Source organism: Ensifer adhaerens (assembly GCF_002940685.1).
GTDB classification, from domain to species: Bacteria; Pseudomonadota; Alphaproteobacteria; order Rhizobiales; family Rhizobiaceae; genus Ensifer; species Ensifer adhaerens_E.
In genome coordinates this window covers 104,295-117,255 of sequence record NZ_PNFP01000004.1, presented here as the reverse complement: position 1 = coordinate 117,255, position 12,961 = coordinate 104,295, and the positions used below count along the sequence as shown (strand labels likewise).

At 62.5% G+C, this 12,961-nt stretch carries 11 protein-coding genes; 6 read left to right on the top strand and 5 right to left on the bottom strand.

Going from position 1 to position 12,961, the window contains the following annotated elements; genetic code table 11:
• Positions 1–5: 5 nt before the first annotated feature.
• Both C1A35_RS09175 and C1A35_RS09170 read right to left on the bottom strand, forming a co-directional pair.
• Positions 6–827: a glycosyltransferase family 2 protein gene (locus C1A35_RS09175; protein WP_104664033.1), complete on the bottom strand. Its 822-nt coding sequence runs from the start codon at positions 825–827 to the stop codon at positions 6–8.
• A 9-nt stretch (positions 828–836) separates the two neighbouring features.
• Entirely contained in the window at positions 837–1,307 is a 471-nt protein-coding gene (locus tag C1A35_RS09170) for an Lrp/AsnC family transcriptional regulator (RefSeq protein WP_043614306.1), read from the bottom strand.
• A gap of 637 nt (positions 1,308–1,944) precedes the next feature.
• On the opposite strand from C1A35_RS09170, the gene trxB reads away from it, so the two are divergent.
• The 3 genes from trxB (at position 1,945) to C1A35_RS09155 (ending at position 5,424) form a co-directional block, all read left to right on the top strand.
• Positions 1,945–2,919 (top strand): thioredoxin-disulfide reductase, encoded by a 975-nt coding sequence (gene trxB / locus C1A35_RS09165; RefSeq protein WP_104664032.1) that lies wholly within the window; start codon positions 1,945–1,947, stop codon positions 2,917–2,919.
• Between the two features lie 116 nt (positions 2,920–3,035).
• Entirely contained in the window at positions 3,036–3,932 is an 897-nt protein-coding gene (locus tag C1A35_RS09160; RefSeq protein ID WP_104664357.1) for a LysR family transcriptional regulator VtlR, read from the top strand.
• A gap of 688 nt (positions 3,933–4,620) precedes the next feature.
• Positions 4,621–5,424 (top strand): aminoglycoside phosphotransferase family protein, encoded by an 804-nt coding sequence (locus C1A35_RS09155; protein ID WP_104664031.1) that lies wholly within the window; start codon positions 4,621–4,623, stop codon positions 5,422–5,424.
• Positions 5,425–5,426: 2 nt separating this feature from the next.
• On the opposite strand, the gene C1A35_RS09150 is transcribed toward C1A35_RS09155, so the two are convergent.
• Positions 5,427–5,996 (bottom strand): helix-turn-helix domain-containing protein, encoded by a 570-nt coding sequence (locus C1A35_RS09150; protein WP_104664030.1) that lies wholly within the window; start codon positions 5,994–5,996, stop codon positions 5,427–5,429.
• A 37-nt stretch (positions 5,997–6,033) separates the two neighbouring features.
• Here C1A35_RS09150 and C1A35_RS09145 point away from each other — a divergent pair, with 37 nt between their 5' ends.
• Both C1A35_RS09145 and C1A35_RS09140 read left to right on the top strand, forming a co-directional pair.
• Positions 6,034–6,543, top strand: a complete 510-nt coding sequence (locus tag C1A35_RS09145; RefSeq protein ID WP_104664029.1) for a GNAT family N-acetyltransferase — start codon at positions 6,034–6,036, stop codon at positions 6,541–6,543.
• Between the two features lie 105 nt (positions 6,544–6,648).
• A complete protein-coding gene (locus C1A35_RS09140; RefSeq protein WP_104664028.1) occupies positions 6,649–7,596 on the top strand; it encodes a lytic transglycosylase domain-containing protein in 948 nt (315 codons plus the stop codon).
• A gap of 302 nt (positions 7,597–7,898) precedes the next feature.
• Here C1A35_RS09140 and C1A35_RS09135 read toward each other — a convergent pair whose 3' ends face one another.
• Complete coding sequence (locus C1A35_RS09135) at positions 7,899–8,912, bottom strand: NAD-dependent epimerase/dehydratase family protein (protein WP_104664027.1); 1,014 nt, start codon at positions 8,910–8,912, stop codon at positions 7,899–7,901.
• A 104-nt stretch (positions 8,913–9,016) separates the two neighbouring features.
• On the opposite strand from C1A35_RS09135, the gene C1A35_RS09130 reads away from it, so the two are divergent.
• Positions 9,017–9,931, top strand: coding sequence for a LysR family transcriptional regulator (locus C1A35_RS09130; RefSeq protein WP_199772906.1), 915 nt, complete (start codon positions 9,017–9,019; stop codon positions 9,929–9,931).
• A 108-nt stretch (positions 9,932–10,039) separates the two neighbouring features.
• On the opposite strand, the gene gyrA is transcribed toward C1A35_RS09130, so the two are convergent.
• Positions 10,040–12,820 carry a DNA gyrase subunit A gene (gene gyrA, locus C1A35_RS09125; RefSeq protein ID WP_104664025.1) on the bottom strand — a complete coding sequence of 927 codons (2,781 nt, stop codon included), beginning with the start codon at positions 12,818–12,820 and terminating at the stop codon, positions 10,040–10,042.
• Positions 12,821–12,961: the final 141 nt, after the last annotated feature.

The following is a 12,961-nucleotide window of genomic DNA, read 5'->3' as shown; positions in this document are numbered from 1 at the left end:
AAATCTCACCGCTGGTTCTGCCGCCGATCCATGTCGTCATGGTTCGGACGGCGTTTCAGCGCGTGCCTCTGATAGATCTTGGCGGCGGTGAGGAAAGCGTACACTGCTCCCGTCATCGCCTCAATGAAACCTGGAAAACCGCAGCGCCACAGGCCGTTGCGGAAGTAGAGCCGCAGAAAATAGAGCGGCGGGCTGAACAGCATCTTGTAGGGGCGCGCGGACTTGCCGGCGGCAAACTGCTGGTCGGCCTTGAGCGTCGAATACTTGTTTTCCTTGAGGATTTGCTCGTCGATGACCAGCGGCCGATAGTGCAGCAGACTTCCCTTGGCTGCCGCCCCGACGGCGCCGTCCGGCACGATCCCCTCATGGACCTTCTGATTGAGGTCGTAGCGACCCCTGCCCTGGCGGATCAACCGGAGGTTCCGCCGTTCATGCGCCCGCTCCGGCGTATAGCCATAGCCGATGAGGTAGGGCCTGCGCGCAACGCGCCAGCCGACCGTCTCCGCCGGGGCATCGAGCAACGACGGCAGCAATGCCTTCAGCGGTTCATCGAGACGCTCGTCGGAATCGATGTTGAAACACCAGGGCTGCGTGCACTGATCGAGGGCGAACTGCTTCTGGCCGGCGTAGCCGCGCCAGGGTTCATGGAGGAAGCGGATCGGCCAGCCCTTGTCGATATAGGACTGGACGAGCGCCGGCGTCCCGTCGGTCGAACCGGAATCGACGATGACGATTTCCGCGCATTGCTCGAGGCTCTCGATGCAATTGCCGAGATAGGCTTCTTCGTTCTGGCAGATGATGAAGGCGGACAGCGGCAGCTTGCTCATGGGCGGGCCTCAGATCTGAACGAGGCCGATGTCCTTGACCTGGCGAATGGTCAGCATCGTGCGCACCGTGTCGACCCGTTCGTTGGCCGTCAGCACCTCGATGACGAAATCCTGGAAAGTCGTCAGGTTCTCGGCGACACAATGCAAGAGGAAGTCGCTTTCGCCGGAAACCGTCCAGGCCTGCCGGACGATCTGCCATTCGGCGGTCGCGGCCGCGAAAGCCTTGAGATCGGCCTCCGACTGGCGCTTCAGGCCGACCATGCAGAAAGCGACGAGATCGAAGCCGAGGGCCGGTGCGTTCAGGAGCGCGTGGTAGCCCTTGATGACCCCGGTCTCTTCGAGCTTGCGTACACGGCGCAGGCACGGCGGCGCGGAGATGCCGACCCTTTGGGCGAGATCGACATTGGTCATCCGGCCATCACGCTGGAGCTCGCGAAGGATCTTGAGATCGATTGCGTCGAGCTCGACTTGTTTCGTCATGAACGTTCGTCCTTTTTGCGTGGTGACTTTGTGCGCGAGGGCAAAGTCGAAAACCTGTGTCTGCTGATGGTGAGGTTGCTCCGATGGCGGGCACGTCGACTGATGCGTCCCTATCCCGGCGCAGCCGCGATCATCTCGGTCGAGATTCTCGGCAAGGCGCGCTCTTCGAGGGCAAGGTCGTCCCCAGTCGGTGCGTGGCCGAGCGCAGTGCGTTCGCAGTGGAACCAAGCACGGCCGGCATTCAACCCCATATGCTTCTCCAGCAAAGTGAATCCGCGTGAAATATCGCCAAACCCGCTGGACAACAAGCAGTCCCGCCGACTATTCGCGGGAAAATGGCATGGCCCGTGCCCAGCGGGCCGCAAAAATCATCCGCCACCGCCAGAAGCGGCCCGCTGCGGCGCTGCGGCAACGGTTACGGCGCGTGGCTCGGCAAAACGGAACCGATTGCCGAACGTGGTGCACAAACGCGTCATCTGGTGGCAAAACTGGGCTCGGCGCTCAAGCACTTGTGTGTATCAGGGCGGACGCCCTTGAAAGTCGTGGTAGGGAATACCTAAACTATGGAACTATTTCCCATTGACGCAATGGAATCGGACGAGAGCGTTTCCTCTCCCCGTGAGCGAAGGACAAGACTATGACTGCCCGTCACGTGAAAGTGCTGATCATCGGCTCCGGCCCGGCTGGCTATACGGCTGCCATCTACACGGCGCGCGCCATGCTCGAGCCAGTGCTGATTGCCGGCATGGAACAGGGCGGCCAGTTGATGATCACCACGGACGTCGAAAATTACCCGGGCTATGCCGATCCGGTCCAGGGCCCGTGGATGATGGAACAGATGCTGAAGCAGGCGACCCATGTCGGCGCCGAGATCGTCAACGACCTCGTCACCGATGTCGACCTGTCGGTCCGTCCGTTCCGTATCAAGACCGATAGCGGTACGGACTGGACGGCGGACGCGCTCATCATCGCCACCGGCGCGAAGGCCAAGTGGCTCGGCATCGAGACAGAGCCGACCTTCATGGGCTTCGGCGTCTCGGCCTGTGCCACCTGCGACGGCTTCTTCTATCGCAACAAGGACGTGATCGTCGTCGGCGGCGGCAACTCGGCCGTGGAAGAGGCTCTGTACCTCGCCAATCTCGCCAAGACGGTCACGGTCGTTCATCGCCGCGATTCCTTCCGTGCCGAGAAGATCCTGCAGGAGCGCCTGTTCGCCAAACCGAACGTCAAGGTGATCTGGGACCACGAGGTCATCGAATATCTGGGCGCTCCGGCCAAGCCGCCGATGCCCGCTTCGGTCAACGGCGTGAAGCTGCGCAACACCAAGACCGGCGAAACCTCCGACATGGTCACCGACGGCGTGTTCGTCGCGATCGGCCATGCGCCGGCGGTCGAGCTTTTCAAAGGCAAGCTTCGGCAGAAGTCCAACGGCTATCTGTGGACCGCGGCCGATTCGACGGCGACCGACGTGCCCGGCGTTTTTGCCGCAGGTGACGTGACGGACGACATTTACCGTCAAGCGGTTACGGCCGCCGGCATGGGCTGCATGGCGGCGCTCGAGGCCGAGAAATACCTGGCGGGTCATATGCCCGTCGCAATTGCAGCCGAATAGAAGCTGCGAATCGGGGTGGTGCCGCTCAGGCACCTCGCCCGTGTGGGAACAGATGCATCAGCCACGCCCGGAAGACAAAGCCCCGTCTCCCGGAGTGGTTTCATATGGGGGACTTCATGTCGCTGGACTGGGACAAACTGCGCATCTTTCACGCGGCGGCGGAGGCTGGGTCGTTCACCCATGCGGCAGACAAGCTTCATCTTTCGCAGTCTGCGATCAGCCGGCAGGTGAGCTCGCTGGAGCAGGATGTCGGCATCAAGCTGTTCCACCGCCATGCGCGCGGCCTGATCCTCACCGAACAGGGCGAGATCCTCTACCGCACCGCGCATGAAGTGCTGATGAAGCTCGAAAGCGTCAAGGTCCAGCTCAGCGAGACCACCGACAAGCCGAGCGGCAAGCTGCGCATCACCACCACGGTCGGTCTCGGCCAGGGCTGGCTCACCGACAAGATCCAGGAATTCATGTCGCTGCACCCGGATGTGCAGGTTCAGCTCATCCTCGACAACGAGGAACTGGACGTGAACATGCGCCACGCAGACTGTGCGATCCGCCTGCGCCAGCCGCAACAGTCGGATCTCATCCAGCGCAAGCTGTTTACCGTGCACATGCACGTCTACGCCGCGCCCTCCTACATCAACAAATATGGCGAGCCGCAATCGGTCGAGGACCTCGACAACCACCGCATCATCACCTTCGGCGAGCCGGCGCCGAACTATCTGCTCGACGTGAACTGGCTCGAAATCGCCGGCCGCGATTCCGACAATCCGCGCATCTCGCATCTGCAGATCAACAGCCAGACATCGATCAAGCGCGCCTGCCTGCTCGGCATCGGCGTCGCCATGCTGCCCGACTATATCGTCGGCCGCGACCCGGGACTCATCCAGTTGCCGATCAGCGCCGACATCCCGTCGTTCGATACCTATTTCTGCTATCCGGACGAGATGAAGAACGCCGCCAAGCTCAAGGTCTTCCGCGACTACATCGTCGCCAAGGCCCGGAACTGGAACTTCTAGGCCACTCTGGCGAATGCTCATTTTCTGAGCATTTCTCCGAAAAGCCACCAACTGTCTGTTTTTACTGTGATATCACGAATGCGCCGCCTTTGTTGTGCGGCGCATTTTTATTGTGCGATGCAGAAATAGGCAGGGATGCGCGCATGGCATGGCTGTCATGCACAGAAAATGATTGTTGCGCGCCCAAAAAAGCAGCATACCAAACTCAGCTGATGCATCTTTGGTGGCTTCTCCTCCCAGTGCCACCGCAGCAGCTGTTCCCCTCTGGAGGTTTAATTACCTTCACAACTTATAAGGGCCCAAGTCATCTTGTGGCCCTCTTTTTTTGTCTACTGTTAGATACAGGCGAACCGTGACGAAAATCACAGCCGGCTATTGAAAGCCGATACTTCGCTTCCCATATTAAAATGCAGCTGATGCATTCTTGGTGGCTTCTCCTCCCCGCCACCGCATTAGCTGTTCCCCTCTGGAGGTTCTCATTACCTTCACAACTACAAGGGCCCAAGTTTTCTTGAGGCCCTCTTTTTTTGCCCGCACCATGGCGGACCCGGTTCTTTCCACCTCGACCGCCGCGCAACCGTGCGGTGAACACGCCCCCGCCTCCAGCCCCTTGAACGGGAACATCGTGAAACCCACATGGCCAAGAGCTCCGTCGTCCGACGGAACCCGCCTCGGAAAATTTCTCTCTATGTTTCAGCCTTACTTCGAAAAATGGTCATTGCACGCCGATGGCGAGGTTATCGTCACGCCCTCCAGCCATCTCTATCCTGTTCGCTATCGTAACCAGTTGGCGATGCTGAAGGTCGCACAGGATCCCGAAGAGAAGTTTGGTCGCCTGCCGATGGTGTATTGGAACGGCCAGGGCGCGGCGAAAGTTTATGAATGGGACACGGACGCTGTCCTGATGGAGCGTACCGACAGCCAGCGCAACCTGTTCCACATGGCAATGACGGGAAGCGACGAAGCGGTAACGCGCATCATCTGCCGCGCGGTCGCAGAGCTACACGCGCCACGTTCGACACCGATTCCTGCGGACCTCGTCCCGCTCGACAAGTGGTTCGCCTCCCTCGAAACGGCTGCTCCGGCTCAAGGCGGACTGTTTGCGCGCGCACTCGATGCGGCGCGAACTCTGCTCGCCGATCCCGAGCCACCCGTCGTGCTGCACGGCGACGTGCATCACGCCAACATTCTCGATTTCGGCGAACGTGGCTGGTTGGCGATCGACCCGAAACGAGTTGTCGGCGATCGCGGATACGACTACGCCAATCTCTTCTGCAATCCGGAACTGCCTGTGGTCACGGCTCCGGGCCGCCTGCAACGGCACCTGCCCGTCGTCGCCGAGGAAACCGGTCTCGCCCCGCGCCGTATCCTCAACTGGGTGCTGGCCTATGCCGGGCTTTCCGCGGCCTGGTTCCTGGAAGACGATGACGATTTCGGCGTCGAGAGCGACCTCACCATGGCCCGGATCGCAATCGCCGAGCTCGACCGCTAAGCTCAGCCCGTCCGCAACAGCACGACGGCATAAATGCAGGTCTCGCTGCCGGTGTTGCGGAAGACGCAATCCTGCGGCGGGCCGAGCTCCAGGCAATCCCCCGCCTTGAGCACATGGGTCTCAGGGCCTTCCACGAAGGCCAGTCTACCCTCTTTCGCCCAAATCCACCGCCGATGCAGCGCGTAGGCGGAAGCCGGGATCGGTACTTCCGCGCCCGCCGGAAGCTCGATCTCGACGATCTCCAGCGGCAGATCCGACATCGGCGAGACGTGGCGCCGGAGATAACCGGTCTGCGGATCGCGCCACACCGCCTGATCCTGCCGCCGCGACAGCCTGCCCTGGCTCATTTCCGCGCGCGCGATCAGGCTGGACATGGTGAGCTCGAAGGCGCCCGCAAGCTTTGCAAGCAAGGTCGCCGTCGGGCTGCTGTCCCCGCGCTCGACCTTGTGGATCATCGCGCGCGAGACACCGGAACGTTCCGAAAGCTCACTCAGGGACCAGCCGCGCGCCTCCCTTTCGAGACGAATTCGTTCACTGAGCCGTTGATCGAGGCTGTCTACTTTAGTATTCATTACGTAGTCATATAGTGAACGAATACGAGGAGCAAGCATGCTGATCCGGGCGGCCATCCAGAACGATCTGCCAGTCATTTGCGAGATCTACAACGACGCGGTGGCGAACACGACCGCCATCTGGAACGAGACCCTGGTCGATGTCGCCAATCGAGCGGCCTGGCTGAAGGCCCGTACGGACGCCAGCTATCCGGTGCTCGTGGCCGTCTCCGACGAAGGCGATGTCATCGGCTATGCCTCTTTTGGTGACTGGCGCGCCTTCGACGGCTATCGCCACACGGTCGAGCATTCCGTTTACGTGCACAGGGATCGGCGCGGAGGCGGCATTGGCCGACAACTCATGATCGCGCTGATCGCCGAGGCCGAACGGCTGGGCAAGCATGTGATGATCGCCGGCATCGAGTCGGAAAACACGGCATCGATCCGCCTTCATGCCCAGCTGGGCTTCGAGGATACCGGCCGTATGCGCGAGGTCGGCACGAAGTTCGGACGCTGGCTCGACCTGACCTTCATGCAACTGGTGCTTCCGACAGGTTCGCCGCGCTAAGCCAGCGACATCCGTCTCGACAATGGCCGTTTGTCGAGACGACCGGAGATGCTATGAACGCGCAGGGACTGTTTCTGGAAAAACCGTAACGTGGGTCTTCGACGGATGCTGAGATCGGGCGCCTGGGCACGTGTCGCGAGAGTGGCGCTGGCGCTGGTCGCCAGCATTCCGACATACGCAGCGGTTCCCGCCGCGGCCCGCATCGACGACCTCATCCCGCAACCGAAATGCGTCTATTCCGGACGCTCGGCCACCGAGCCTGAGAAAGCTCTCTGCATCAGCAAGGAGAATTTCGCCCGCGACATCTGCGGCGTCATCGACCACTATGCGGCGGTGAACGACCTGCCGGCGGCCTTCTTCGCCCGCCTGATCTGGCGCGAAAGCCTGTTCCGGCCGAATGCCGTCAGCCCCAAGGGCGCCGAAGGCATCGCGCAGTTCATGCCGGGAACGGCGAAGATGCGCGGCCTCAACAACAGTTTCGATGCCGTCGAGGCGCTCGGCAAGTCGGCCGAATATCTCAACGAACTCAAGTCGCGCTACGGCAATCTCGGCTTTGCCGCCGCGGCCTACAATGCCGGCGAAAACGGGCTGGAGCGGTTTCTCGAGGTCGATTGGCTGCCGGCCGAAACGCGCAATTACGTGCTGGCGATCACCGCCTATAGCGTCGAGGACTGGCGCGACAATCCGCCGAAGGTGCTCGACCTGACGCTCGACAAGAACAAGAACTTTATCGACGGCTGCGTGGCGCTCGCTAGCACCCGCCAGCTGCGCGGCATCGAGGTGATCGACGAGGCGGAATGGGCGCCGTGGGGCGTGCAGCTTGCCGCGCACTTTCAGAAGTCCGTGGCACAGCGGCTGTTCGTGCGCGCGGTCAAGCGCCTGCCGGAGTCGATCCGCAGCGAGAAACCGTTGCTGCTCCGGGAGCGCAATGCGAGTTTTGGCCTGAGGATCCGCTACGCCGCCCGCATCGGCCGCGAGACCCAGACCGACGCCAACAAGCTTTGCGCCACCATCCGCAAGAGTGGTGGCGCCTGCCTGGTCTTCCGGAACTGACAGGTGTTGAGGCTAGAGCGACCCTGAGGGGCCCGCGGCGGAGCGCCCCCCTGGACCGCCGTCTGCTCCTGCGATGGAGGATCGGCCTCGAAGTATTCGCCGAACCGTGCGGCCAGCACCCCGATCTCGCGATCGGTCAGCGCCGATAGCTGCTCGGGCATGAGCCCATCCCCGAGCACATCCATGAGCACTTCATAGCACTCGTGCGGCGAAGCCTCTTCAAAGTAGAGCGGCGGGCAGAGGCTGCTGCCGAACGCCGCACCGAGCACCTGTCGGAAGTCGATCCTGGACATGGCAGGGCGCTAGCGCGTTGCGATCGCTTGCGGAGGCATAATCGCCTGCTGGCTGTCCAAGCAGCCAAGCCCTCGCAACGTTGTTGCAACGGCCTCGTCGATCGGCGTTTGCGGCTCTTCTCCGAGAACAGCCAGAAGTCGTTCGTTCGGCATGCGCAGGGGCTCGCGCCACAGATAACGCATCTCGCGCAGTTCCCGAAAGAGCGGCACGAAGGGCGAGGCCAAGGTGATCAGCCACCAGGGAAATGCTCGGACCTGCAGGTCCGGCTTGCCGACCGCACGTCTTATGGCTTCGATCATTGCCGTTCCATTCCGGTCGAGGAAGCCGCGCATATGGTAGACGGCAAAGCGAGGCAGCTGGTCCTTGCGCTCCACCAGTCGGATCATCGTTTCGGCGACATCGGGCAGATAGGCCCATTGATGCGCGATGCCTGCGCGCCCCGGATACGAGATCGCCGTCAGCGGTTTTCCCGGTTTCACCAACCCCTGCGAGAACCAGTTGTTGGCGGCGCCGGGACCGAAGAAATCCCCTGCCCTGACGATGATCACCCCGACGCCGGCTTCGGACGCCTGCTTCAGGCGCCGTTCCATTTCCTTGCGAATTCTCCCCTTGTCGGTATCGGGATTCTGTGGCGCATCCTCCGTCAGAACAGGAAAGGCATCGCGGCCGAAATTGTAGATCGTACCCGGCAAAAGGATGCATGCGCCCGTGGCCTTGGCAGCAGCGATCGTGCTGTCGAGCATCGGCAGTACCAAGGTGCCCCAGTTGCGGTAACCGGGCGGATTGACGGCATGCACGATCAGATCGACACCTTCGGCGGCAGCGCGGACGTCGCCCGCGTTCATGGCATCGCCCTGCCGCCAGTCGAATGTCCGCTCGGTTTGCGCACACTCTCCCGCGTTTCGGTTCAGGGCGCGCACCTGCCAGCCGCGCCTACTGAGCCCGTGCGCGACGGCACTGCCGATACCACCCGTCGCCCCGAGCACCAGCACGCTCCTTGTTCTTTCCCGCCGGTCGGTCATGTCACACGCTCCATCCGTTTTTGACGGAAACAGGATTGCGCATCTCCAAGCTAGACGGAATTGCCGAAAAATCTTGCCCTGCTATACTGAAATATATGGGCAAGATGGATCTGAGCTGGGACTTCTACAGAACGCTCCTCGCGGTGCTGCAGCAGGGATCGCTGTCGGCGGCCGCCCGCGAGCTTGGCCTGACGCAGCCGACCGTCGGCCGACACGTGGACGCGATGGAAGGCGTACTTGGCTATCCGCTCTTCGTACGCTCCCCGCACGGCCTGTTGCCGACCGATGCCGCATTGGCGCTCAAGCCCTATGCCGAAACGCTGGCCGCGACCTCAGCCGCACTGCTGCGCGCGGCCTCCAGCCAACGCGATACGGTCGGTGGCACCGTGCGTATCAGCGCCAGCGAGGTCATCGGTATCGAAGTCCTGCCGCCGATCCTGGCCGAACTGCACGCCGCCTATCCGGAGCTGACGATCGAACTCTCCGCCTCGGATGCGGTTGAGGACCTGTTGCGCCAGGAGGCCGATATCGCCGTGCGCATGGTGGCACCCACCCAGGACGCGCTGATCGCCCGCCATATCGGCGCGGTCCCTTTGAGCTTTCACGCCCATCGCCGCTACATCGAGCGACGCGGCATGCCGCAGGCATTGAGCGACCTCGCCGATCACAGCCTCATCGGTTACGACCGCGAGACTGCGGCGATCCGGGCGATCATCGCCCGCGCACCCGCGCTGCCGAGTGCGCGCTTTGCCTTGAAGGCGGACAGCAACCTCGCCCAACTGGCCGCGATCCGCGCCGGCTTCGGCATCGGCATCTGCCAGAACGGGCTGGCGGCGCGCGACGCCGACCTTCTCCCGGTGCTGCCGGACGTCTTCGAAATGAAGCTCGACACCTGGCTGGTGATGCATGAGAACCTGAAGACGGCGCCCCGTTGTCGCGTCACTTTCGATGCGCTTGCCGCGGGGCTGCGGGCCTACATTCGTGGCTCCGCGCTCGTAGACACAAACACCGAGATCTGATTTCGCATCAACGTCTCTCCGGCCAGCCACGTTGCAGCGCTATCGCCCCACAAAAAAGCCCGCCAAAACGGCGGGCTTTCAGTTTCCTTGGCGCTTCAAGCGGAGCGCTTAACCCTCGGATTCGGCTGGCGTTTCCGGCGCACCGTTTTCGACGGCTGCTTCGTCGCCTTCCTCCTCGTCGCTTTCCGGCTCGCTGATACGCTCGACCGAAACGACCTTCTCGTCCTTGGCGGTCGAGAAGATGGTGACGCCCTTGGTGGCGCGGCTCGCAAGCCGGACGCCATTGATCGGCACGCGGATCAACTGGCCGCCATCGGAGACGAGCATGATCTGGTCGTTGTCTTCGATCGGGAAGGCCGCGACGAGTACGCCGATTTCCGTCGTCTTCGAGGTGTCTGTGGCGCGGATGCCCTTGCCGCCGCGGCCCGAAGTGCGGAAATCGTAGGACGACGAGCGCTTGCCGAAGCCCTTTTCCGAGACCGTCAGCACGAACTGTTCGCGCGCTTTCAGCTCGTCGAAGCGCTCGTTCGACAGCTCGCCACCGTCGGTGACTTCCTCGCCCACCAGCGCGATTTCTTCCTCGTCGCCGTTGGTCGCGCGCCGCTCGGCGGCCGCGCGCTTGAGATAGGCTGCACGCTCCCATGGTTCGGCGTCGACATGACCCAGGATTGCCATCGAGATGATGCGGTCGCCATCGCCGAGGTTGATGCCGCGGACGCCGATCGAGTTGCGGCCAGCAAAGACGCGCACGTCGTCGACCGGGAAGCGGATGCACTGGCCAAGCGCCGTCGTCAGCATGACGTCGTCACGCTCCGTGCAGGTGTCGACGGACAGGATCTCGTCGCCCTCTTCCTCGAGCTTCATCGCGATCTTGCCGTTGCGGTTGACCTGGACGAAGTCCGACAGCTTGTTGCGGCGAACCGTGCCGCGGGTCGTCGAGAACATGACGTCGAGGTTTTCCCAGCTCGTCTCGTCCTCAGGCAGCGGCATGATGGTGGTGATGCGTTCGCCGGGCTCCAGCGGCAGCATGTTGATCAGGGCCTTGCCGCGCGATTGCGGCGTGCCGATCGGCAGACGCCAGACCTTTTCCTTGTAGACGATGCCACGCGAGGAGAAGAACAGTACCGGCGTGTGGGTGTTGGCGACGAATAGCCGGGTAACGAAATCTTCGTCCCTTGTCGCCATGCCGGAGCGGCCCTTGCCGCCGCGGCGCTGCGCCCGGTAAGTCGTCAGCGGTACGCGCTTGATGTAGCCGAGATGCGAGACGGTCACGACCATGTCTTCACGGGCGATGAGGTCCTCATCGTCCATGTCCGGGCCGCCTTCCATGATCTCGGACCGGCGCGGGGTGCCGAATTCGTCACGAATGGCGACGAGTTCGTCCTTGACGATGCTCATGATACGCAGGCGCGACGACAGGATGTCGAGGTAATCCTTGATTTCCTCGCCGATCTTGTTGAGTTCGTCGCCGATTTCGTCGCGACCGAGCGCCGTCAGGCGCTGCAGGCGCAGGTCGAGGATGGCGCGGGCCTGCTCTTCCGAGAGATTGTAGGTGCCGTCCTCGTTGATGCGGTGGCGCGGGTCGTCGATGAGGCGAATGAGGCTTTCGACGTCACGCGCCGGCCATCGGCGCTCCATCAGCTGCTCGCGCGCGGTCTGCGGGTCGGGCGCATGGCGGATGAGCTTGATGATTTCGTCGATGTTGGCAACCGCGATGGCGAGACCAACGAGCACGTGGGCGCGGTCACGCGCCTTACGCAGCAGATACTTCGTGCGCCGGCTAACGACTTCCTCGCGGAACGAGACGAAGGCGCGCAGCATGTCGAGCAGCGTCATGTGCTCGGGCTTGCCGCCGTTCAGCGCAACCATGTTGCAGCCAAACGAGGTCTGCAGCGGCGTGTAGCGGTAGAGCTGGTTCAGGATAACGTCGGCAACGGCGTCGCGCTTCAGCTCGATGACGACGCGATAGCCCTGGCGGTCCGATTCGTCGCGCAGGTCCGAGATGCCCTCGATGCGCTTTTCACGCACCAGTTCGGCCATCTTCTCGATCATCGTCGCCTTGTTCACCTGGAAGGGGATCTCGGTGATGATGATCTGCTCGCGGTCGCCGCGCATCGGCTCGACATGGGCGCGGCCGCGCATGATGACCGAGCCGCGGCCGGTCTCGTAGGCCGAGCGGATGCCGGAGCGGCCGAGGATCAGCGCGCCGGTCGGGAAGTCCGGACCCGGGATGATCTCCATCAGCTCCGGCAGTTCGATCGCCGGATTGTCGATCAGCGCCATACAGCCATTGATGACTTCGACCAGGTTGTGCGGCGGGATGTTCGTCGCCATACCGACGGCGATGCCGCCGGCGCCGTTGACGAGCAGGTTCGGGAACTTCGCGGGAACGACTGCCGGCTCCTGCAGGGTGCCGTCATAGTTGTCGCGGAAGTCGACCGTTTCCTTGTCGAGATCGTCGAGCAGCGAATGCGCTGCCTTCTGCAGGCGGCATTCGGTGTAGCGCTCTGCTGCCGGCGGGTCGCCGTCGACGGAGCCGAAGTTGCCCTGGCCGTCGATCAGCGGCAGGCGGAGCGACCAGTCCTGCGCCATGCGCGCCAGCGCGTCGTAGATCGCGGCGTTGCCGTGCGGGTGGTACTTACCCATCACGTCCCCGGTCACGCGGGCGCATTTGACGTATTTCTTGTTCCAGTCGATGCCGAGCTCACTCATCCCGTAGAGGATGCGGCGGTGCACGGGTTTCAGACCGTCACGCACGTCGGGAAGCGCGCGGCTGACGATGACGCTCATGGCGTAATCGAGATAGGACCGCTGCATTTCCTCGATGATGGAAATCGGCTCGATGCCTGGCGGAGTTTTTCCGCCGCCGGGGGTGCTTTGCTCAGTCAATGGTGATCACGATCTTTGTTCAGAATCAGTCGGATATTTATAGCGGATTGCCACCGGAAGCGCCAATTTGCGGCCCTTGGCGCCGCTTGCCGGCCAGACTGTGAAGATGTCCTTGTAACGCTTTGATTCGCTGCACGATTC